The sequence below is a fragment of the Ureibacillus thermosphaericus genome (assembly GCF_002370195.2).
Taxonomy (GTDB): Bacteria; Bacillota; Bacilli; order Bacillales_A; family Planococcaceae; genus Ureibacillus; species Ureibacillus thermosphaericus.
The window spans coordinates 662,111-684,919 of the sequence record NZ_AP018335.1; the positions used below are offsets into that span (position 1 = coordinate 662,111).

The window sequence follows — 22,809 nt, forward strand, 5'->3', positions numbered from 1 at the left end:
TGATGAAGAGAAAATTGTACATAAGTTGGGAGAGTAATGAACGTAAAAGAAAAGGAAGCACCCTTTGCCTTTTGGTAGGTACTCACAAAATTAGTTTGTAAGGGAAAAAAGGGAGCAGTTCAAAGTCGAACACTTTCTGAACAACCTTACTTCTTATAGTAATATTCTCTTAAAAACTTTGCTCCTGCGGTGGTCACATCAAACGCGCCTCCTCGTCGAAAAGGGGGCTTTTCAGACGCCCCCTTTATTGATGCATACTAAATTTTATAATGATTTCCTACTAATATTAGATTCATTAATATTTTTAAAAGCGTTGATGATAAAGAGGATGTTGCCTAATAAAAATGCTCCACCGCCAAGATATGTGAAAATATGTGCTGTATCGAGCATACCAGGGACTTGAACTAAAAAGGCGCTAAGTAGGAAAACCGGGACCCCTAATTGATGAAGCCAAAAGTGTGTTTTACCTAATGAATTGATTGCAGCTCTTGGATAAAGGCTATAGATAACTCCGAAAATAGCCGTTGTTGCAAAACCAACTAAGTTTACATGTGCATGAGCAGAACCCCATTGAAGTTTAAGCGTCATCGACATAAATAATCCTACACAAATTCCAAAAATCAAGTAAAGAACTGCAAGCTTAATCCAAATGGATCCCCTCATGTATACACTCCTTGTTGTCATTATTCCATGCTCCTACTAACGTCGCCATTTCCTTTTACTTAAAGCTTGTTGTTCCTCCTTTTTCCTTTACTTATTTCATCATAATACGATTTTTTATGAATTATGAATGGATTGATGAATTTGATTTCATTAAAGTGAAGAAGCCCACTTTTAGCATAAATGTCCAGTTAAAATTCAATTTGCGGCAGACATCACTACTGCTTCAAAAGGATTTAATTACAAGTAATATCAATAGAAATTATAAAATAAGCCATTGCTATTGGAATATCAGTTTTCATCCCATCATTTTACATATTAGGGAAGAATCTAGTAAAATTAATGTTTATAATTATTACATAGGCAAGTCTATGAAGGGGTTTTATAAGAAATGAAACAATACTATGCTTTCTTAAAAGTGATTGAAAGAGGGAGCTTCACAAAAGCAGCGGCAGAACTTGGTTATACTCAGTCTGCTATCAGTCAGATGATTCAAGCTCTTGAAGAAGAAATGGGGACAACGTTGATATACCGTTCAAGAAAAGGCATTACATTAACGACGGATGGAGAGGAATTTTTGCCTTTTATTACGAGAGTTGCAAATTCTCATGCAGAACTGATTGAAAAAGCGAAGGAAATGCAAGGATTAGCAAACGGGCATATTCGAATTGGAACTTTTACAAGCGTTTCAAGCAATTGGTTGCCAAGTTTAATGCAAGATTTTAAACACCTTTACCCATCCGTGCAATTTCACCTGCAACAAGGAGAATATACAAGTATCGTCAAATATATTAAAGAAGGCAGTGTGGATTTCGGGTTTGTCAATCCTGATGCGGCAGAAGACTTAGAAACAGTTGTTTTAAAGCAGGATAATATGGTCGCAATCTTACCAGAAAATCATCCTCTTGCAAACGATTCAACAGTCACATTAGAAGATTTAGCAAAGGAACCGTTTATATTACTTGAAGAAGGAGAACTAAATGAACCGCTAAATGCTTTTAAGAAAAAAGGATTGCATCCTAATATTCAATATAGAGTAATTGATGATTATACAATAATGTCAATGGTCGAAAGTGGACTCGGCGTTTCAATTCTATCGGAAATGGTGATGAAAAAAGTTCGTAACCGATTTGTCATAAAAGAAGTGAACCCTCCGATAATTCGAACAATTGGCATTGCTTATAAAAATAAAAAAACGTTGCCAATTGCTAGTCGTTATTTTATCGATTTCATCATTCGAAAACTGTCTTAAAAGGTTTGTAACCTTTTTGAAAGGAAGATTCTGAATGAAACAACTGTATATAAAACAAAAGTTTTTTAGCTTAACTGATAAATTTACGATCAAAGATGAACATGAGAATGATGTGTACTATGTAAAAGGGAGCTTCTTAAAAATTCCAAAAACCTTTTCAATTTATAATATGGAGGGGCAACAAGTAGCCCTTATTACAAAAAAAGTATTTGGTGTATTGCCAAAATTTACTGTTGAAGTTGGAGGGCAGCACGTCATAACAATCATAAAGGAATTTACCTTTTTTAAATCGCGCTATACGATAGATTCAGCTGGAATAGAAGTACGTGGTAATTGGTGGGATATGGATTTTCAAGTATTCCAACATGGTGAAAAAATAGGTCAAGTAAGCAAAGAATGGTTTACTTGGGGAGACAGTTATAAAGCACAAATCTTAAAAGAAGAGTTGGAAACCATCATTATTGCTCTTGTAATTGCCATTGATTGTGTGAAGGAAGATCAAAGAATTGCTTCTGCCACAAGTTCAGTTTGATAAAAAAGTGGCTGTTCAGAAAGTCGAACACTTTGATATGCTCCCTATTAGGTAGACAGATGAAAAAATAAAAATTCATCTAACCTAATAGGGGGCTTTCATTATGACCTTTTACAAGTATCCTAAAGAGTTCATGTTAAAACTGATTCATTTATATTTAACGGGTGATTATTCATTTGAAAAGCTTGCTCGTCAATATAAAATTCACCAAAGTACTTTAAAAGAATGGGTTCGAAAGTATGAAGCCTTTGGTGAAGCGGTCTTTCACTCTAACTTTTCTCCACGATGCTATACAAGAGAACAGAAGATTCAAGCGGTGGAGGATTATTTATCTGGTGAATATTCTTTACTCGAATTAATGAAAAAACATCAAATTTCAGGTAGAACTATTTTAATGAAGTGGGTGAAAAAGTATACTAGTCATTGTGATATAAAAGATTCGGGTAAAGGATTGAGTAAAACAATGACAAAAGGTAGAAAAACAACCCTACTAGAACGAATGGAGATAGTCGATTTTTGCTTAAAGCACCATAAAAATTATCAATTAGCAGCCCAAACTTATCAAGTTTCTTATCAACAGGTATACCAATGGGTGAAAAAATTTGAGTTACATGGAGAAGAAGGGCTACAAGATCGCCGTGGACGCACAAAATCAGAATTAACGACGGAAGAAAAATTTAAATTAGAAATCAAACGAATTGAACGCGAGAATGAACGTTTACGTGCAGAAAATCTATTTTTAAAAAAGTTAGAGGAAATCGAAAGGAAGTGTTGTTAACCCAAGTACGATTACAAACTCGATATGAGGCCATTCAAGAATTACATGAAACCGAACACTTATCTATCATTTTACTTTGTCACATCGCAGGCGTTTCACGAGCAGCTTATTATAAATGGCTGAAACGCACTCCATCAGCGCGTGAACAATTGAATGAATCACTGTTAGAGGGCATTAAAACACTTCACGAACAAGTCAATGGAATCTATGGTTATCGTCGCATGACCATCACCATTAATCGATACAGAAAAATGGCGAATGAGCCCCTTGTCAATGAAAAACGCATTTATCGTTTGATGAAAATTGCGAAGATTCAAGCAGTGATTCGAAGAAAACGAAAACGATATAAGAAATCACCTGTTCAACACGTAGCTGAAAATCGATTAAATCGCGAGTTTACTGCAGAAAAGCCCAATATGAAATGGTGTACAGATGTAACGGAGCTGAAATATGGGAACGGAAAAAAAGCCTATTTAAGTGCCATTATTGATTTGTATGATGGTTCTATTGTGAGTTATGAATTGGGTCATTCCAATAATAATCAATTAGTTTTTAAAACCATACGAAAAGCAATCCAAACCCTGAAACCTGATGAACATCCACTCGTACATAGCGATCGAGGATTCCAATATACGTCCAAAAAATATAAGGAGATCATAGACGAGGCACAATTAACACAAAGTATGTCTCGTGTGGGTCAATGCATCGATAACGCTCCAATTGAATCCTTTTGGAGTAAATTCAAATGTGAAAAATATCATTTGAATACCTATGATTCATATCAAGCACTGAAACAATCGATTGATGAATATATTTATTTTTATAACCATTTCCGTTATCAGAAAAAATTAAACGGCTTAAGTCCCTTAGAATACAGGGCTCAAGCCGCTTAGTAACATTTTTATTTTTTACACTGTCTACTTGACAGGGAGCAGTTCAAAGTGAACAGCCTTACTTCTTATAGTAATATTCTCTTAAAAACTTTGCTCCTGCGGTGGTCACATCAAACGCGCCTCCTCGTCGCAATTTATCTGCGGCGAAAGCACTAGCGACAGCCGCAATTTATCTGCGGCGAAAGCACTAGCGACAGCCGCAAAGGGGGCGTCTCACAATGACTTTTCAGACGCCCCCTTGGCTTCTTATAATTCAACAGATTCAACGGAAATCCATTGTTGAGACCATTCTTCAATTGATTTCAATATGGGTTCCATCGAACGACCTTTTTCCGTCAATGAATACTCGATCACGACGGGAGTAGAAGGGATCACTTTTCGATTAATAATCTCCATTTGTTCTAATTCTTTTAAGCGGTCAGATAAAACCTTTCCACTAATACCGATAGTTGACTGTATTTCACTAAAACGTCTTGGTCCAGAAAGTAATTGATATATCACTAATGCAGTCCATCTCTGACTTAAGATGGATATTGCTTTTTCAAATTTTGGGCAAATCGCTGGCTGTTCCAATTACAACACCTCTCTAATTAAGTATTTTATCAAAAAGTCGCTTATAAAAACAAAATAAGTTATTTTATTTAACATCATTACAGTAAGTAACTAAACATTGAATAAAAATTGCAAGTGAAAATAAAAAAGCAGTCCAAAAAAGGACTGCTTTATTGGTGCGCCCGGCATGTACATGAACTATAGGGTGTAAGTCCCGAACCCCGAAGACAGAAGTAGAGGTTAGCCAAGAGCAAGGGTGTCCGTGGTGACGCGGAATCTGAAGGAAGCTGGAGGCAAAACACCGGTCCGAGGAACACGAACCTCATATAAGGCTAGGTATGATTGAGTGAGTTTGCCAAACAAAACAAAGCTCTTTCTGTCGAAGGTCATATCGAGTAAATGAGGCGGATAGATGGTGTGAAAGTGCATGTACTTACCCGGGGAGGTCTGGCGGATAGGTGAAGTACGCTTCATAACCTACTTAGTGATAAGTAGCTGAACCGTCAGAAGTCAGCAGAGGTCATAGTATTAGTTGGTCTAGAACAACTGAGAAGGACCGAACAATTAAGAGAGAATAGCCCTTGGCATTCAGTGAGTCATGATGAACACAGAAAACGTAGTACCTCACTTGAGGAAGGAAGCGGTGAATCCCGTGGGAGACCTCTTGGAGGGTGGAGTGACCACTGGCATAAGAAGACAAGCTATTCACGGAAGTTATGAAAACTTGCGTCAATTATCTTAATTGAACCGCCGTATACGGAACCGTACGTACGGTGGTGTGAGAGGACGGGAGTTAATCGCTCCCTCCTACTCGATTAATATTAATTTCTAATAAGATAGTCGAATGCACTTAATGCTGCAATTGCGCCAGAGCCCATGGAAATAATAATTTGGTTATATGGACCGTCTGTACAGTCACCTGCTGCAAACACACCTGGGATTGTCGTAGCGCCTTTTTTATCTACAATGATTTCACCAATGCGATTACGTTCAAGTGTACCTTCTAACCATTCTGTATTTGGAACAAGACCGATTTGAACGAATACACCTGCTAATTCAATATGTTTTTCTTCACCAGTAACACGGTCTACATATGTAAGTCCGTTGACTTTGTCTGTACCAGTGATTTCTTTTGTAGCAGCATTAGTAATAACCGTCACATTAGACAAGCTATGTAGACGTTTTTGTAAGATTTCATCAGCTTTTAATTGCTCATTGAATTCGAGCACTGTGACATGATTAACGATTCCAGCAAGGTCAATCGCTGCTTCCACACCGGAGTTGCCTCCACCGATGACCGCAACGTCTTTTCCTGCGAATAATGGTCCGTCGCAGTGAGGGCAGTATGCAACACCCTTGTTTTTAAATTCCTGTTCACCAGGTACATTAATGTTACGCCAACGTGCACCCGTTGCAATAATGACTGTTTTACTTTTCAGAACGGCGCCGTTTTCAAGTTCTACTTCAATTAGATCGCCTTTCTTTTCAAGGTGTTTTACACGTTGTAAATTCATGATATCAACAGGATATTCTTTCACATGTTCTTCAAGGGCTTTTGCAAGTTTAGGTCCCTCTGTTTCTTTTACACTGATGAAGTTTTCAATTGTTAATGTATCTAAAATTTGCCCACCAAAGCGTTCTGCGACAATACCTGTTCGAATACCTTTACGAGCTGCATAAATTGCTGCACTAGCTCCCGCAGGCCCACCGCCGATTACTAATACATCAAACGGATCTTTATTGGATAGCTCTTCCACATCTGAGCCTTTACCGAGCTTTCCAAGAATCTCTTCAATCGTCATGCGGCCACTAGCAAACGGTTCACCGTTTAAGAAAACTGTTGGTACAGCTAAAATATCTTTACTTTCCACTTCTTCTTTGTACGCAGCGCCATCAATCATAGTATGTGTAATGTTAGGATTTAACACACTCATGATGTTAAGTGCTTGTACAACATCAGGACAGTTGTGGCAAGTTAAGCTAACGTAAGTTTCAAAGTGGTATTCGTCATTGATAGATTTAATTTGATCAATGATATTTTGCTCAACTTTTGGAGGACGACCGCTTACTTGCAATAATGCCAATACTAATGAAGTGAATTCATGTCCTAATGGAACACCGGCAAAAGTGATACCAGTGTCTTCGCCAACACGGTTTACGCTAAAGCTTGGTGTTCTTTTTAGTTCTGTTTTTTCTACTTTAATTTTTGGTGTCATGGATGCTAGCTCATCAACTAAAGCTAGCATCTCTTCAGATACCTCGTCAGAACCAGCACTTACTTTTAAAACGATATCGTTTTCAAGCAGCTGTAAATACTGACTTAGTTGAGATTTTATTTCTGCATCTAATGCCATGTTGAATCGTCTCCTTAAATTTTACCAACAAGGTCAAGGCTTGGCTTAAGTGTTTTACCAGTTTCTTTCCATTTTGCTGGGCAAACTTCACCAGGATTGTTACGGACGTATTGAGCAGCTCTAATCTTGTCGATTAAAGCACTTGCGTCACGGCCAATACCTTCAGCGTTGATTTCAACAGCTTGAATTACACCATCTGGATCGATAATGAACGTACCGCGATCAGCAAGACCTTCGTTTTCTCTTAACACTTCAAATTGTTTTGAAAGAACGTGAGTTGGGTCACCAATCATAGCGTAAGTGATTTTTCCAATTGTTTCTGAAGTATCGTGCCATGCTTTGTGAGTGAAGTGAGTGTCAGTTGAAACTGAGAATACTTCAACGCCTAATTCTTGAAGTTTTGGATATTGTTCTTGAAGATCTTCTAATTCAGTTGGGCATACGAATGTGAAGTCAGCAGGGTAGAAGCAAACTACAGACCAATGACCTTTGAAATCTTCTTCAGTTACTGTGATGAATTCACCATTTTTGTAAGCTTGAGCAGTAAATGGTTGTACTTGTTTTCCGATTAATGACATATTCATTACCTCCAAAAATCTTATTTTTAATATAAAAACTTTTTGATAATAATTATTAGCTAGAATTAATTATTATATACATATCTTTTTTTGTCAAATGGAATATATTAAACATTTCAAACATTAGTCTATATTTTAGACTACATATATATACATAAAAATGGAAAATGAATTGAAGTGACGAACAAACTAAACTTTTCCATTATTCACTATATATTTATTTTAGAAGATGCGCATGGGTAATACAAGAAACAAACTCCTATCTATAATGAATGTTTATGTTAGGATAGAGTACAAAGGTTTCATAGAGGGGAGAGTGGAGTTTAGTGTTTTTGGAACAATTGAAGAGAAAGTTAAATACACAGCAAATAACATTTATTGGTGAAGAAACAGCTTTTCGTTCTGCAGTGTTGATTCCCATCATTCAAATAGAAGGAGAATGGCATATTCTTTTTGAAGTGCGTTCATTTACGTTAAGAAAACAGCCAGGAGATATTAGTTTTCCGGGAGGCCGTGTCGAAGATTCAGATGCATCTCCATTAGAAGCAGCTTTGAGGGAAACCCATGAAGAATTGGGAATTCACCCCAATACAATTAAAGTAATAGGTGAACTAAGTCCGTTAATAACTTCCCCTTCCTTTGTCATTTATCCATATGTTGCAACAATTGATAATCAAGTTATTCAACCTTCTTATAATAAAGAAGAAGTAGAAGAAATCTTTACGATTCCAATAAAGTGGCTTCTCAATTATGAGCCATATTCTCATTTAGTAAAAATAAAGATCATTCCGCCATCAGATTTTCCTTATGAAAAAATTATTAATGGTAGGGATTATCAATGGAGAACAAGAGAAATGGAAGAATGGTTTTACGACTATGAGCAGTATACCATTTGGGGTTTAACGGCGAGAATTTTAAAACATTTTGTTGAAATACTGAAAAATAAATAAGATATTCTCTAATGGTAAAATTATAGAAATGATTACGAAGCATATCACAGTTGTTTAAATAAAAAATTTGCTAGCACTTATCATTTGTTTTGTGCTCAAGATGTTATATCAATATAATTGTAATGAATCCAAATATTTCATTTTTTATTCATCATGCATTCGAAAATAATTTCACCAAATACGGTAAATAATATAAATCAATATAGAAAAGAAAGTAATGATACCTTTTATACACATGAATGTATCAAAAAAATATTTTCCATAAATGTACATTTTAACTTGCTATCAGAGCATAGATATAATATTTAAATCTCAAATTAAAAGTGTTATACTATAATAAGGTCAAAATGTACAAGAAGATGTTGACAAAAAATAGTCTACATCTTTATGGAAAAAATAGGGGAGATAAGGATGGTTATAAAATGAGTAGTAGTCAAACTAAGAAAAATGTCGTTCTAATCGGCGCCGGTATTATGAGTGCAACTTTAGGGACGTTACTAAAAGAGCTTGCTCCAGATTGGAATATTACGATTTACGAAAAACTTGATAAGCCTGGCGAAGAAAGTTCAAATGAATGGAACAATGCGGGTACAGGACATGCCGCGCTATGTGAGCTTAACTACACAGTTGAAAAACCAGATGGCTCCATTGACATTTCCAAAGCAATTAATGTAAATGAACAATTCCAAGTTTCTAAGCAGTTTTGGGCTTACCTTGTAAAAAATAATTTAATTCAGAATCCGCAAGATTTTATAATGCCGTTACCACACTTGAGTTTCGTTACAGGTGAAAATAATGTTTCCTTCTTGAAAAAGCGTTTTGAAGCACTGTCAAAATTGCATCTATTTGAAGGTATGGAATTCACTGACGATCCGGAAAAATTAAAAGAGTGGATTCCATTAATGATGGAAGACCGCGCTATTACAGAACCAATCGCAGCTACAAAAATTGATTCAGGTACGGACGTAAACTTTGGTGAATTAACGCGCATTTTAGTGAAACACTTACAAAATCAAGGTGTTGAAGTACATTACAAACATATGGTTGAAGGCATTAAACGCACAAAAGACGGCCGTTGGGAATTAAAAGTCCACGATTTAGACAGCATTAAAATGAAATACGTTTCTGCTGATTTTGTATTTATTGGTGCAGGTGGCGGAAGCTTACATTTACTTCAAGATACAGGAATTCCAGAAAGTAAGCACATTGGTGGGTTCCCAGTAAGTGGTTTATTCTTAGTATGTAAAAACCCTGAAATCGTTAAAAAACACCATGCAAAAGTATATGGTAAAGCAAAAGTTGGAGCACCTCCAATGTCTGTGCCGCACTTAGATACTCGTTATATCGATGGTGAAAAATCTTTATTGTTCGGACCATTTGCAGGATTCTCACCTAAGTTCTTGAAAACTGGTTCTTACATGGATTTATTTGCTTCCATCAAAGCGAATAACTTATTTACTTTGCTTGCTTGCGGTGCGAAAAACGTGCCGTTAACAAAATACTTAATTGGACAACTTATGTTAACGAAAGAACAACGCATTGAAGAATTACGTGAATTTATTCCTAATGCAAAAGCTGAAGATTGGGAAATTATTATTGCTGGACAACGCGTACAAGTAATTAAAGATACTGAAACTGGCGGTAAAGGTACATTGCAATTCGGTACAGAAGTCATTACTTCATCTGACGGCTCTGTCGCTGCATTATTAGGAGCGTCACCAGGTGCTTCAACAGCGGTTAAAGTAATGCTTGATGTAATTAATCGCTGTTTCCCAGAAGAAATGAAAAAATGGGAAGGAAAAATTAAAGAAATGATCCCATCCTATGGTCAAAAATTACTAGACAACCCAGATCTATTCAAAGAAATACAAGCTTCTACTGATGAAATTTTAGGTTTAGGAAAAGAAAATATAGAGAAAGAATTAGAAACAATTCAATCATGAAATCTTAACATACCAGATCTCCATAAAGGGAATCTGGTATGTTTTTTATTACTTGCAAAATAACAGGATATGGATGTGAAATAAATGAGATACATCAATATGGTTAGGGGAATCTTTTATCAACGATTGAACCGCTTTGTTGCTGAAGTTTATATCGATGGTCAAAAAGAAAAAGTCCATGTTAAAAACACTGGTCGCTTAAAGGAATTGTTGATACAAAATGCAGAAGTGTTACTAGAAGAAAGTAATGATCCGAACCGGAAAACAAAATATTCGCTCATTGCTGTGAAAAAAGGCGAACGGTGGGTAAATATCGATTCCCAGGCACCAAATACTGTTGCTTATGAAGCGATATTAGATGGGAAAATTGCTGAAATTGGAACCGTCCAAAAATTAAAAAAAGAAGTGAAATATGGAGATTCCCGATTTGATTTATACTTTGAAACGCAAGAAGAAAAAGGGTTTATTGAAGTAAAGGGCGTAACGTTAGAGAAAGATGGAGTAGCGGTGTTTCCTGATGCACCCACTTCTAGAGGGACAAAACATGTTCTAGAATTAGTGAAAGCTGTGGAGGAAGGTTATAAAGGAATCATATTATTTATTATTCAAATGGAGGGTTGCCGCCTTTTTGTACCTAATCATGAAACAGACCCGTCCTTTTCAAATGCGTTACGCCAAGCTTCAAAACAAGGAGTGCAAATTTTAGCTTACGAAACAAGTGTAAGTGAACAATGTATGGTAATCAGTAATCGAATTCCCGTTGAATTAATATGAAAAAGGATTGTTACATAAAAAGAAGAATTTAGGACAATTTAATAATGAACAAATTAGATTTGTTCAATTTGCTCAATAAGGAGGATGGTTATGTCGATTGAGGATAATAAACATAAAGGCGAGTTCCAACGCAAAAATAAGCTTCAATTTCACCAATCCCCTAATCAAAAATCAACAGAATTTGCTTCTGATATGGCAATTGAAACAACCTCCCAAAAGGAAAAAGGGCGTATACAACAACCAATCAGTGAAAGAACAGCATGGCATTAAGACTGACCATTTGAATTATTGAGTATTTATAAGCTATGGATACTTTTCCATAGCTTTTTTTAAGTGAAAGTATTACCATAAAAAACGCTTTACTTCAATTGTAAAGCGTATAATCGATCACTCTATTAAATGTTTTTTAAATGATTTTGTTTCCATCTTTCTAGAAATGCAAGGACATGTTTTGCATCGCTTCATACTATCAAGGAGATAGTTGTAACAACATGTTTTTCTAATTCTGAGCTCTGCTCCATTATCTATAAATGTTTTCTTACCATAATATTTTCGCAGTGGATTTTCTTTATGATGATAACCAAATAATGACCCATCTGCTTCAAAAATGATGTAGTGAAAGTCATCAATGGCTTGTTGATGATTCTCCTTTAACTCCATTTCATACAGCCAAAATACGTACACAGCAATATTTTCCCATAAAATCGTTTTGGAAATGCCAATCGTTTTTTCAAACATGGCGATGAGTGGAGAAATATTTTTTAAAAATAAATCCTTTATAACCTCTTGCCGCCAAAAGGAACGGCTTTGACAGTTTTGATTCAATTCCTCAAAGCTTAAATCCTTAAGATTAATTATTGGAATCCAGTTTTCCCCTTTCTCTGGCCATTCCATTTCAATCATATTCAGTTCAACATTGAGTTTTTTGTTCCAAACAGACATAGCAAATAAAGAAATAACTGCAACGAAAGCAAATCTCTTCATAAAAATGGAAGCTGCAACTTTTTCTGAAGGGGCACCAATCATCTCGGCAATTTTTGAAATGAATTCTTTAAGATAAATTTCATCCATTAATTGATAAACATTGAAAGTATGCATCGATTCAGATGTTAATCTATATTTTTGCAATATCTGTAATTCTTTCTCTGTTAATGTATTAACCATGGGAAATAACTACCTCTTTTAAAATGCATCTACCTTTGCCATGTGGGATGCACAGCGGCGTTCCAAACAAAGGATCTGGTGTTACTTCACAATCCATGTCAAAGACAGCTTTTACTAGACTTCGATTAATGACGTGCTCCGGCTTCCCTTGGGCAAAAACTTTTTGATTCTTGATAGCCACAATATGATGGGCATATCGGCAAGCAAGATTTAAGTCGTGTAGGACCATTACCACCGTACGTTTTTCCTTTTCGTTTAATTCAAAAAGCAAATCAAGTATTTCGATTTGATGGGTCAGGTCTAAATAAGTGGTTGGTTCATCTAATAAAATGATATCCGTATCCTGAGCCAAAGTCATGGCAATCCAAGCACGCTGGCGCTGTCCACCGGAAAGAGCATCTACCGGTTTTTCTTTTAATTCTTCGAGTCGTGTCGCCTTCAAAGCATTGTTTACTTTTTCTTCATCTTCTTCTGACCATTGACGTAGCCAAGTTTGATGAGGATAGCGTCCTTGTTTTACCAGTTGCAAAACTGTTAAGCCTTCCGGTGCAGATGGTGATTGAGGAAGGATTGCCAATTGTTTAGCAACTTCTTTGGTAGAAAGCTTAGCGATTGCTTTACCTTCAAGAATAACCGTACCAGATGTTGGCTTCAGCAGACGGGCGATCGAACGAAGAAGCGTCGATTTTCCGCAGCCATTTGCCCCAATAAATACGGTAATCTCACCCTTTGGTATTTTTAAATCCAACTCGTGAATTATGAGGTTTTTTCCATAGGAAATCGATAAATTTTTCGTCTCAATCGCACTCATCATCTTGCTAGCTCCTTTTTATTTTTAGTTTTCGAATACTTTCGTTCCAAGCACTTTCAAAGAAAATATCTCTTCTGATACTCATTCACTTCATTTTAAGAATTTTTTGTTTTAAAAAGCAGATAGATAAAATATGGCGCTCCAATTCCTGCAGTGAATACGCCTGCAGGCACCTCTAAAGGTGAAAAGACGGTCCGGCCGATTAAGTCTGCAAGCATTACAAGTATTCCTCCAATAAATGCGGATGTAGGAATCAACGCCTCGAAGGATGAGCCAACAAGCCGTCTTGCCATATGGGGAGCCATCAGCCCAACAAAACCAATCGTGCCGGCAAAAGCTACTGAAATGCCAATTAACGCTGTACTTAACATTAATAATAGAAACCTATGTTTTTGAACGTTATCGCCTAGCCCAGTTGCTACATCATCACCTAATTCCTGAATATTAAGCAGTCTAGTAGCAAGAATGGCGAGGATAATTAAGATAACCGCCCCTGGAACAAGAATTGCAACGTTTGTCCAATTCGATCCATAAACTGAGCCCGTAATCCAAATATTTGCTTGGCTTGCTTGATAGATTGGTCCAGTTACCATTAAAAATGTGGTGAACGCCTGCATAAGTGCGGAAATCCCGATGCCAATCAACACAAGGCGAATAGGGGATACCCCATTTTTCCATGAAAGGAAATAAACTAAGACCCCCACCACACTAGCACCAATAAATGCAGCTAATGGCAACCAAGCTATGCTGACCGTTAAAGAATGGTTCTGATCGCTGAAGATGGACATAAAACCGACAACGGCTACTGCCGCACCGCCAGAAATTCCCAAAACTTCAGGTGATGCAAGTGGGTTTCTTACCATTCCTTGTAAAATGGCGCCAGCAATCGCTAGGGAAATACCGACAGTTAAGGCGACGATAATTCTTGGCAGACGGAATGATGTGATAACCAATGTTTCCATCTCTGGACCTAAACCAAGTAGCACTTTAACAACTGTCAACGGGTTGATCTTCATTTCCCCTAAACCCGTGCTTATTACAAAAACAACAAATGCGATAATAGCTAAGGTTGTATAAATAAATGCAGCTTTTCGATCAATTAGTAATGACATCTTGCCGTTAAAGAGACGTAAATTTTTGTATTTACTCATCGCGCATTGAACCCCCTTCTTGCAATATAGATAAAGAATGGAGTTCCAATTGCGGCGGTCATCACACCAACAGGGACTTCTGATGGCATTACTATGTATCTGGCAGCAATATCTGCTGCTAATAATAAAATTGCCCCCAAAACTCCGGCCATTGGAATAACCCAGCGGTGATCCATTCCTACAATTGCTCTTGCAAGATGTGGGACGATAATTCCCACAAAGCCTATTGGTCCTGCAACAGCGACAGAAGATCCAGCTAATAATATAACCAAAACTCCAATCGCAATTTTTATGAAACCAGTATTTAAACCTAATCCTTTGGCTACATCTTCACCCATAGCAAAAATATTCATTTTTCCCGAAATGAATATTGCTCCAAGCCAGGCTATCGTCATATAAGGAATAACTGAAATAAGCGTTTCAAGATTTCTCCCTGCAACAGACCCTGCCAGCCAAAACAATACTTGGTCAAGGAGTGCTTCATCAAGAACGAGCAATCCTTGGGTAAAACTAGCAAACATCGCAGAAATCGCTGCGCCTGCTAGGGTTAACTTCATCGGTGTCAGCCCTTCACGCCCAAAAGAACCAATAATAAAAACGCTAAAGGCAGCAAGAGCAGCGCCAAGAAACGCAAGTACGTTAAAACTTTGCATATTATGAACAGAAAATATTGTCATAGCAACAACAACTGCAAAGCCTGCTCCCGCATTAATACCAAAAATTCCCGGTGAAGCTAACGGGTTTTTTGTTAACGTCTGCATTAGAACTCCGGCAATCGCTAGGCTTGCTCCAACTGCTGCAGCTATTAATGCCCTTGGGATTCTTACTTTTTGAATAATAACATGTTCATTCGATCCATTGTAATGGGTAAAAGAATCAATGGCTGTTCTCCACGTAGTATCTGCATATCCAAAGATAACACTGGCACACATAAAACCAATCATTAATAGAAAAGTAACAAAAAGGCCAATCCATTTATAAGAAGTCCTTTTCAACAACATCTTTTTGAAGACCTCTCTTTTTTATTTTAAGTCTATATACAACTAAACATAGCTGTCAATGACTTTGATAATCATTTTCAATTGTATATTGACAGAGGTGTATAGGTTACTTTATGATTAGCTTGTTGAAATTGATTATCATTTACAATTGGTTAAGGAGGATACAGTACAAGTGAAACTGTTCAAAACATTTTTGCTTCTTTTCTCTGTTATAGCCGTTTTATTGCTGGCGGCATGTGGCGGCAAAGAAGAAAAAGCAACTGAAAAAACAGATCAAAAAACGACAGAAGAAAGTACGTATACAATTGAACATGCAATGGGATCCACAGAAATCAAAGGTACTCCAAAAAGAGTTGTTATTCTTACAAACGAAGGAACCGAAGCGTTATTGGCTCTAGGAGTAAAGCCAGTTGGTGCGGTTCAATCTTGGCTTGGTGATCCTTGGTATGAACATATTAGCAAGGATATGGAAGGCGTCGAAGTTGTTGGGACTGAGAGTGAAGTAAATGTGGAGAAAATTGCTTCGTTAAAACCTGATTTAATTATCGGGAACAAGCTTCGCCAAGAAAAAATTTATGATCAATTAAATGCCATTGCACCTACTGTTTTTTCTGAAACTTTACGTGGTGATTGGAAAGAAAACTTTAAGTTATATGCTAAAGCGTTAAATCTCGAAGAAAAAGGAAATGAGGTATTAGGTCATTACGATCAACACGTTGCCGACGTGAAAGAAAAACTTGGTGACAAAGTGAACAAAGAAATTTCTGTTGTTCGCTTTATGGCTGGAAAATCCCGTATTTATTACACTGATTCATTTTCAGGGGTTATTTTCAATGAATTAGGTTTCAAGCGTGTTGCTCATCAGGAAGAGTTGTTTACTTCAGATAATAAACTTGGCAATTTAGCTGTTGAAGTAGGAAAAGAAGTTATTCCGAAAATGGATGCAGATTACCTATTCTACTTCACTTATGCTCCCCAGGGAGATCAAGAGGCATTAAATACAGCAAAGGAATGGACAAGTGATCCTCTATGGCAAAATCTAAATGCCGTTAAAAACGGTAATGCTTTTGAAGTGAGCGATGCAATTTGGAACACTTCCGGCGGTGTAATTTCAGCAAACTTGATGTTAGATGATTTAGAAAAATTATTAACGAATTAATATCTGCCATAATATCCCAAGTATAAACTTAGAATTGGCCGTCTGAAAAAGCCATTTTGAAACGGCACTTTGCGACGAGGATACTTGTTTCAACTACCTCAAGGAGCAAAGGTTGATTATATAAGAGTGTCTGGAAAGTTTAGACTTTCTAGACACTTTTTTTTGCACCCTTTAAACAAATAATGCGCTTCAATTATTTACTTCTTAGTTATTTTTTTTCAAAATAAATGGTTGAAAAAATGAGCAAAATACAATTTGAGAAATAGTCATGCTGTTTCTCATTTTATCTCAATGAGGAGGATTGCTATGCCGAATGTAGAAGTAAACTGTACCGTCTCCAATTGCTATTTCCACAGAAAAGGAAATATCTGTGGTGCGGAGAAAATTTTAATTGATACGGATTCAGATTCCAAAGATAAGTCGTCAGAGTTTGCTTCAGAAGTAGACTTCCGAGAGATTGAGGAAAGGGCTAAATCATCAGAAGAAACTTGCTGTAAAACGTTTAGACCTAAAAAGTAGACTTTCGGAAGTATGGGCAGGCCAATCATTGAGAAATTGCGGGGACTAATCTATTTAGTCCCTTATTTTTTGAGGAGCTGTAATGAATGTATGAAGTCATTGTCAATCAACTGAAACAAATTGAACGCAGTCATCATGTAAAAGTATTATTTGCTGTTGAATCTGGTAGTAGAGCATGGGGAATTGCCTCAAAAGAAAGTGATTACGATGTTCGCTTTATTTATATCCATCCAGTAGACTGGTATCTTACAATCGATCCCCAAGGAATTGGAAAAAAACGAGATGTCATCGAGTTACCGATTCACGATCATCTTGATATAAGCGGTTGGGAAGTTACAAAAGCTTTAAGGTTATTCCGAAAATGTAATCCTTCTATTTTAGAATGGATGAGAAGTAGCCCCATTTATTTACAACCATATAGCTTTATTTCTAAGTTGCGCTTATTGGAGGATGAGGTTTTTAATCCGAAATCGATGCTTTCACATTACATACAAATTGCCAAACAAAATTATGCATCTCTCCAAGGAGAGAATGTGAAGGTAAAAAGCTATTTATACGCTTTGCGCTCATTGTTCGCTTGTAAATGGATTGAACAGTTCAATGAAATCCCACCGATACATTTTCAGCATTTGCTTTCACAAATGAAGGTTGATGGTAAATTGAGAAATGAGATTGAGCAGTTGGTGAAATCTAAAGTTTTCGACAAACGGGAAACCATTCGGCCTATTCCAATATTCAATGATTATATCGAACATGAATTGTATTCATTGCAGGACTATATAAAAAATCTGTATGGAGAAAAGAATAATCCAACTGTCCAGTTAGATAAGCTATTTCGTGAGACTTTAAGAGAAGTTTGGAATGAGAAGTTTGATGCATTCTAGAAACTATAATTACTCATCCATAACCAATATAGATGTACGAAAAAAAGCCCAGAATATAAGATTGAAATACCTGTTAAAGCATAAAGATAGAACCGTTGAAATGATTTTATGCATTTTAAAATAACAAGATTAGAAACAATAAAAATGAATACGGAAAGACTGAATTTAATTCCTAGAAATAAATATGGATTTGCTTCAAAAAAGAATCTCATCAGAGGATTTATTTCTTTTATGAAATGATTCATTAAACCATAATGTGTGGCTATACCATCAAATATGTTTAAGATTGCAACCAATAAACTCAATATAAAAATTTGCTTGTTTCTTTTCATTCAATACACCTTATAGATTTTTTCAATAGTATAACCATTTAAGCAACTTTCTAAAAAAAGTGGAATTCACATAGATATAAGCAATTCCCTTGCTTTATGATGTGAATTCCACCATACAATGTTATTTATTTTTTTTGTTTCTTTTTCTTTCCAACACTAACTGTTCTAATTGGGATAGTTCACGAGAAAACTCTTCTTGCGCGGCTCTAGCAGAGATTTTTTCTTGTTTTGGTGTTTGTGGCAAAGAACTTGCATTATTGGTTTGGCCTTGTTTATTATCTCTTCCCATATTAGATCTCCTTTCTTGATAGTTAATCTTAATATGGCAAGATGCGATTTTTTTATCACATTGAAAAGCATTAATTGGAGGAATGAAAAGAATAAGTTTTATTGAGAGGCTTATATTGGTGCACAACAATTTGGGGCAATATATTTGGGATGCTTCGTGAATAAGTAGCATCCCAAAAGTCAACTAATGACGTGGTATAATTTTTTGTTTATAAATACTGTATACATTGTTTTGTTTCTCATGTTTACTTCCTTTAAATTCAATATAAGTTTTATGAATGTATGGAGAGGTCATAATGGAAAGTAACGCTCCATAGTTGGGGATAAAAGTTATCTCGTCGCCAGGTTTGAAAAGTATTTTTTTTCCATCTAACACAATGTGGTCGCTGGTTGAACCAAGAATTTTCACAGGCATTGTTGGTGTTAAGCCCGAAACAGATACATCTTGCCTTCCTACTCCAACGAGAATATGGTTAATCCAACCTTGTTCATGGAATTCGATTGATTCACCAAAGCCGTTTTTGCCACGATTACCATAAGGGACAGAAGGTTTTTGTTTCGCCTCTATTACTTCTGCAACAAATTTAAATGTATCTTGATAAAGTTTCGGTATGACTTCGCCTTTAGTCGTCTCTCTTCCTAATAGAATCGATTCACCAAGACGTACATCATTGATTACACCAATATTTTTCGTTTCCATTAGCCATTTAATATTTGCAGAGTTTCCGCCTGATACGATAGGGAGTTGTAAAGAGAATTGTTGCCTAATTTGCTGAACAAGAGAAGAGAACTCTCGCATCTTGTCTTCTGTCGGTATGACGCCACCAAAACAAGCAAAATTTGTTGCCAAACCAACAATTTCGATACCTCGGAGTTTTATTACCTCATTAATAAATGCTGGTAGATCTTTTGGCATGACACCTTCACGAAGGTCACCCATTTCTACCATAATCATAATTTTATGGATTTTTCCTTGTTTAATAGCTTCTTCTGATAATGCACGAATGATGGTAAGTTCAGTGTTCATGCTGATGTCCGCATATTTGACGACACTCGGAACTTCCGACATCCCAGGGGTCCGAAGCATCATCAGGGTTGCGTTGATTTTCGCCTTTTTTAACTTTTCTAAATGAATGGTTTTTGAAACGGCCAGTCTCGTAATCCCTGCTTGGACAAAGGCATTGACAATTTGCAAATCTGCACAAACGCCTTTGACTACTCCTGTCACTTCCACCCCCTTTGCTTCGCATAATTGTTTTAGAACGATTGCGTTGTGTTGAATTTTATCAAGATTGATTTCAATTCGAGGAATGGGTTTTAGTTTCATATTGAACTCACGACCTTATCCTTATTTTTTAAGGATGGGAAGAAGTCAATGATTGCATTGATGATTTTTTCATCACCTTTTTTCAACACATCGCTAACAGGTACATGGTATTTATTTTCGTATTCTACAATTGTTTGATCGATTTCCTCATCTGTCATATTTTCGTGATTTAATGTGATGGCAATCACTTTTGTATTTCCATAATGTTCAATTAAGTTAATTTCTTCTTGAACATCCGGCATTGGCATAAATGGAAAATCTCCTAACACTTTTCGTTTTGGCGGATGTTGCAAGATGACTGCTTGTGGTCTTGCACCTCTTAAAATACCGCATGAGCTAGCATAGGCTGGGTGGCTCAGCGCACCTTGCCCTTCCACAATGATAATGTCAGGGTTTTCATTTTTGTGGGCACGCAATATTTCCCCCTCCAATTCTCCAATTAAATACTGGAGTGGGAAAGCATCCATTGCAAAACCATACTCTGCACCCTGAATTAAACCTGTTTGTCCAGTGGCAATAAAGATTGGATTGAATCCGCGGTTTCTGAAACCTTTTTCAAGCACTTTCGCAGTTGTACGTTTTCCGCAAGCACCATCTGTACCGAGTACTGCAATAATCGGTGTATTGATTTTTAAAATTCCACCAGTAAATAAATGCCACTCTTTTTTCGGTTTTGGCTTTCGAATATCGCGAATGGTTACGTTATATTTTTTTGCATTATTCATCATTTCATCATCTTCAGTTAGAAATTCTTGCAGTGGGTTAATGATGTTTAAGCCAGCCTTCATCGCTTCTAAAATGACGGCTCTTTCTTCATCTTTTAAAAAGGCATCGCTAGGGGCAATTCCGAGGATAAAATCTGTTGGTTTTTCTTTGGAAATTGTTAATGCTTCTTCGAGGTTTTTACATAAAGGGATTCCATTTTTGACACCATCTAAATATTCACCAGAATCCAAACCACTCTTTGTACTATCAATTACTGCGGTTATTTCATAATATCCTGGCTCACGAATCAGACCATTAGCGGTTTTTCCATCCATTGAACCAAATTGGCCTTCACAATAAATAATTGCTATTTTCTTCATGTACAATCCCTCCATTTACCGAAGAATAAACAAAAAACATCTTTGTTGCTTCTTGAAGTAATGGTAGAGTCCAATACAATGAAGTAAAAGATGTTCGATAGGTGAAATATTCAATTGTTAACTAAACCAAGGGTTAAAGTATTAACTTAATTATAAGATTATTTATTTTTTTACGCAAAAAAAAGAAACAAAATTCATGAAATTTCCCAAAATTTATGTTAACAGTTTAGAAGTTTTGTAATTGTACTGAATCTACTGAATCTTTATGTCTTAAATCTCCATAAAAAATAGCAGCACAAACAATCTATTTTTCGTTTGCACTGCAAATGTAAGTATGTTAACGATTCAATTTAATAATATCAAAATAATCGTTTAATAATGCCCAGTTTTGTGGGAATGGATAACCTAAAGCCCAATAGCTGATGCCCCGTAAGTTATATTCTTTCGCTAAATTAAATTTTGCTCGAGCGCTTCTTGCATCTTCAAACCATACTTCATGAGCTTGCCCGCTTTCATCCACGTATCTGAAAAACGGAGATTGAGCATTTTCGTCATAAAAGATTTCAGATTTATAACGGGTTGCACGGCGAATAGCTTCCTGTGGACTAAATGTCTCGGCAATTGCCCCTTCTACGTGAGGAATTTTCCAATCTCTTGCGTATATTTGAAATCCTAAAAATATTTTTTGAGCAGGTATAACTGTTAATGCATACTCTACTACACGTCTTATTTGATTAATTGGAGAGATGGCTCGTGGTGGACCTCCCCTCCATCCCCACTCATAAGTCATTAGAATAACAAAGTCTACTAAACGGCCATGAGCTTCATAGTCATGGGCAGTATATAGTAAACCTTCCTGTTCATCGCTTGTTTTTGGTGCGACCGCGGTAGATACGAAATATCCCCTTTCATGAAGGCGATTGACTGTCAGCTGTAAAAACTCATTATAATTCTCCCGATCTTCTGGAAGCACATACTCAAAATCGATATTCAATCCACGGTAACCCTTTTCTTCCATTACTTGTAGGCAGCTGTTGATTAATTTTTCCCTTAATTCTTGATTGGATAAAACCACATGGGCTAGGTTCGAGCCAGTGCTTGTAGATGAAAAATTAGAGATGGCTAACATCGGTATAGCCTGTTGAGATTTTGCAGCATTAAGCATTAATTCATCAGCAAAAGGTTCTAACGTACCATCCTCTTTAATCATATAAGAAAAAGGTGTGAAATAAGTAAGTAAATTACCTACTGCATTAACAGACTCTGCCCCTTCTTCATCTTGTTGATATGAATAGGCGTTGATTTCAATAGATGGTTTCGGTCTAGGTATGATTAGCACCATCCCTGGGTAGATGTTATCTGGATTACGCAGACCATTTTGTTTAATAATGGATTCTGCCGTTGTTCCGTAATACGCTGCAATTTGCCACATCGATTCTCCTGGTTGAACCAAGTGTAAGCGCGGAGGGATATAGATTGTTGTACCGGGGATTAAATTATATGGATTGATGGTAGGGTTTGCTTGTTGGATAGCTTGAACGGAAACTTCATAATTGCTTGCAATCGACCACAATGTTTCTCCAAATTGAATGATGTGTGGTGTTGTTGTATCTGGAATCACGATTGCTTGGCCTATGAGTAATTCTCGGGGATTGGGAAGTTGGTTTAGTTGGATAATGGCATTCATGCTTGTGTGATATATACTTGCCAATTTCCAAATGGTGTCTCCTTGCTGCACGACATGAATTCTCAGACGAATGCCTCCTTCCTAATTCTTATAATGCACTATATGTTCCACACTGCTAATTCATATGCTTAAGTA

The 22,809-nt window shown here is 36.6% G+C and carries 24 protein-coding genes; 11 read left to right on the plus strand and 13 right to left on the minus strand.

Annotated elements, in window-relative coordinates; translation table 11 throughout:
* Window positions 1-264 precede the first annotated feature (264 nt).
* Window positions 265-663: a hypothetical protein gene (locus UtA1_RS03140; RefSeq protein WP_096550018.1), complete on the minus strand. Its 399-nt coding sequence runs from the start codon at window positions 661-663 to the stop codon at window positions 265-267.
* Window positions 664-1,051: 388 nt separating this feature from the next.
* Here UtA1_RS03140 and UtA1_RS03145 point away from each other — a divergent pair, with 388 nt between their 5' ends.
* The 3 genes from UtA1_RS03145 (at window position 1,052) to UtA1_RS18005 (ending at window position 4,115) form a co-directional block, all read left to right on the plus strand.
* Window positions 1,052-1,912, plus strand: coding sequence for a LysR family transcriptional regulator (locus UtA1_RS03145; RefSeq protein WP_096550019.1), 861 nt, complete (start codon window positions 1,052-1,054; stop codon window positions 1,910-1,912).
* Window positions 1,913-1,946: 34 nt separating this feature from the next.
* Complete coding sequence (locus UtA1_RS03150; RefSeq protein WP_096550020.1) at window positions 1,947-2,444, plus strand: LURP-one-related/scramblase family protein; 498 nt, start codon at window positions 1,947-1,949, stop codon at window positions 2,442-2,444.
* Between the two features lie 103 nt (window positions 2,445-2,547).
* Window positions 2,548-4,115 (plus strand): IS3 family transposase gene (locus UtA1_RS18005; RefSeq protein WP_408647313.1). Its coding sequence is split into 2 segments (ribosomal slippage): window positions 2,548-3,184 and window positions 3,184-4,115, totalling 1,569 coding nucleotides; the frame shifts between segments, so codons are not numbered across the junction.
* Window positions 4,116-4,361: 246 nt separating this feature from the next.
* Here the strand turns inward: UtA1_RS18005 and UtA1_RS03165 are convergent.
* Complete coding sequence (locus UtA1_RS03165) at window positions 4,362-4,688, minus strand: winged helix-turn-helix transcriptional regulator (RefSeq protein ID WP_096550023.1); 327 nt, start codon at window positions 4,686-4,688, stop codon at window positions 4,362-4,364.
* 577 nt (window positions 4,689-5,265) lie between these two features.
* On the opposite strand from UtA1_RS03165, the gene UtA1_RS16965 reads away from it, so the two are divergent.
* Window positions 5,266-5,409 carry a hypothetical protein gene (locus UtA1_RS16965; protein ID WP_172597780.1) on the plus strand — a complete coding sequence of 48 codons (144 nt, stop codon included), beginning with the start codon at window positions 5,266-5,268 and terminating at the stop codon, window positions 5,407-5,409.
* A 79-nt stretch (window positions 5,410-5,488) separates the two neighbouring features.
* Here the strand turns inward: UtA1_RS16965 and ahpF are convergent, their stop codons facing one another.
* On the minus strand, window positions 5,489-7,021 hold the full coding sequence (gene ahpF / locus UtA1_RS03170; protein ID WP_096550024.1) for an alkyl hydroperoxide reductase subunit F: 1,533 nt from the start codon (window positions 7,019-7,021) through the stop codon (window positions 5,489-5,491).
* Window positions 7,022-7,035: 14 nt separating this feature from the next.
* A complete protein-coding gene (gene ahpC / locus UtA1_RS03175; protein WP_016838485.1) occupies window positions 7,036-7,599 on the minus strand; it encodes an alkyl hydroperoxide reductase subunit C in 564 nt (187 codons plus the stop codon).
* 326 nt (window positions 7,600-7,925) lie between these two features.
* On the opposite strand from ahpC, the gene UtA1_RS03180 reads away from it, so the two are divergent.
* From UtA1_RS03180 to UtA1_RS03195, 4 genes are all read left to right on the plus strand, one after another.
* Entirely contained in the window at window positions 7,926-8,549 is a 624-nt protein-coding gene (locus UtA1_RS03180) for an NUDIX hydrolase (RefSeq protein WP_096550025.1), read from the plus strand.
* Between the two features lie 422 nt (window positions 8,550-8,971).
* A complete protein-coding gene (locus tag UtA1_RS03185; RefSeq protein WP_096550026.1) occupies window positions 8,972-10,492 on the plus strand; it encodes a malate:quinone oxidoreductase in 1,521 nt (506 codons plus the stop codon).
* An 84-nt stretch (window positions 10,493-10,576) separates the two neighbouring features.
* Window positions 10,577-11,266: a DNA/RNA nuclease SfsA gene (gene sfsA, locus UtA1_RS03190; protein ID WP_096550027.1), complete on the plus strand. Its 690-nt coding sequence runs from the start codon at window positions 10,577-10,579 to the stop codon at window positions 11,264-11,266.
* Between the two features lie 90 nt (window positions 11,267-11,356).
* Window positions 11,357-11,536 (plus strand): hypothetical protein, encoded by a 180-nt coding sequence (locus UtA1_RS03195; protein ID WP_096550028.1) that lies wholly within the window; start codon window positions 11,357-11,359, stop codon window positions 11,534-11,536.
* Window positions 11,537-11,653: 117 nt separating this feature from the next.
* Here the strand turns inward: UtA1_RS03195 and fhuF are convergent, their stop codons facing one another.
* The 4 genes from fhuF to UtA1_RS03215 all read right to left on the minus strand — a co-directional run bounded on the left by fhuF (window position 11,654) and on the right by UtA1_RS03215 (window position 15,393).
* Window positions 11,654-12,430: a siderophore-iron reductase FhuF gene (fhuF, locus tag UtA1_RS03200; protein WP_096550029.1), complete on the minus strand. Its 777-nt coding sequence runs from the start codon at window positions 12,428-12,430 to the stop codon at window positions 11,654-11,656.
* Window positions 12,423-13,241, minus strand: a complete 819-nt coding sequence (locus UtA1_RS03205; protein ID WP_096552381.1) for an ABC transporter ATP-binding protein — start codon at window positions 13,239-13,241, stop codon at window positions 12,423-12,425. Before UtA1_RS03205 ends, fhuF begins: the two co-directional genes overlap by 8 nt.
* A gap of 95 nt (window positions 13,242-13,336) precedes the next feature.
* On the minus strand, window positions 13,337-14,392 hold the full coding sequence (locus UtA1_RS03210) for a FecCD family ABC transporter permease (protein ID WP_096550030.1): 1,056 nt from the start codon (window positions 14,390-14,392) through the stop codon (window positions 13,337-13,339).
* On the minus strand, window positions 14,389-15,393 hold the full coding sequence (locus UtA1_RS03215) for a FecCD family ABC transporter permease (protein ID WP_096550031.1): 1,005 nt from the start codon (window positions 15,391-15,393) through the stop codon (window positions 14,389-14,391). The genes UtA1_RS03210 and UtA1_RS03215 overlap by 4 nt, the downstream gene beginning before the upstream one ends.
* 172 nt (window positions 15,394-15,565) lie before the next feature.
* Between UtA1_RS03215 and UtA1_RS03220 the strand changes: the two genes are divergently transcribed.
* The 3 genes from UtA1_RS03220 (at window position 15,566) to UtA1_RS03230 (ending at window position 17,955) form a co-directional block, all read left to right on the plus strand.
* Window positions 15,566-16,552 (plus strand): ABC transporter substrate-binding protein, encoded by a 987-nt coding sequence (locus UtA1_RS03220; protein ID WP_096550032.1) that lies wholly within the window; start codon window positions 15,566-15,568, stop codon window positions 16,550-16,552.
* A 306-nt stretch (window positions 16,553-16,858) separates the two neighbouring features.
* A complete protein-coding gene (locus UtA1_RS03225; protein ID WP_016838497.1) occupies window positions 16,859-17,071 on the plus strand; it encodes a DUF1540 domain-containing protein in 213 nt (70 codons plus the stop codon).
* Window positions 17,072-17,157: 86 nt separating this feature from the next.
* Window positions 17,158-17,955, plus strand: coding sequence for a nucleotidyltransferase domain-containing protein (locus tag UtA1_RS03230; protein WP_016838498.1), 798 nt, complete (start codon window positions 17,158-17,160; stop codon window positions 17,953-17,955).
* Here the strand turns inward: UtA1_RS03230 and UtA1_RS18010 are convergent.
* The 5 genes from UtA1_RS18010 to UtA1_RS03245 all read right to left on the minus strand — a co-directional run bounded on the left by UtA1_RS18010 (window position 17,952) and on the right by UtA1_RS03245 (window position 22,740).
* The gene (locus UtA1_RS18010; protein WP_096550033.1) at window positions 17,952-18,287 is read right to left on the minus strand and encodes a DUF5658 family protein; all 336 of its coding nucleotides are present in this window, start codon (window positions 18,285-18,287) and stop codon (window positions 17,952-17,954) included. The genes UtA1_RS03230 and UtA1_RS18010 overlap by 4 nt on opposite strands.
* Window positions 18,288-18,408: 121 nt before the next feature.
* The gene (locus tag UtA1_RS16970; RefSeq protein ID WP_016838500.1) at window positions 18,409-18,576 is read right to left on the minus strand and encodes a YfhD family protein; all 168 of its coding nucleotides are present in this window, start codon (window positions 18,574-18,576) and stop codon (window positions 18,409-18,411) included.
* Window positions 18,577-18,759: 183 nt separating this feature from the next.
* Window positions 18,760-19,902 carry an alanine/ornithine racemase family PLP-dependent enzyme gene (locus tag UtA1_RS03235; RefSeq protein WP_096550034.1) on the minus strand — a complete coding sequence of 381 codons (1,143 nt, stop codon included), beginning with the start codon at window positions 19,900-19,902 and terminating at the stop codon, window positions 18,760-18,762.
* Window positions 19,899-20,987 (minus strand): DUF1611 domain-containing protein, encoded by a 1,089-nt coding sequence (locus UtA1_RS03240; RefSeq protein ID WP_096550035.1) that lies wholly within the window; start codon window positions 20,985-20,987, stop codon window positions 19,899-19,901. Before UtA1_RS03240 ends, UtA1_RS03235 begins: the two co-directional genes overlap by 4 nt.
* A gap of 337 nt (window positions 20,988-21,324) precedes the next feature.
* Window positions 21,325-22,740, minus strand: coding sequence for a LysM peptidoglycan-binding domain-containing protein (locus UtA1_RS03245; RefSeq protein WP_172597902.1), 1,416 nt, complete (start codon window positions 22,738-22,740; stop codon window positions 21,325-21,327).
* Window positions 22,741-22,809 lie beyond the last annotated feature (69 nt).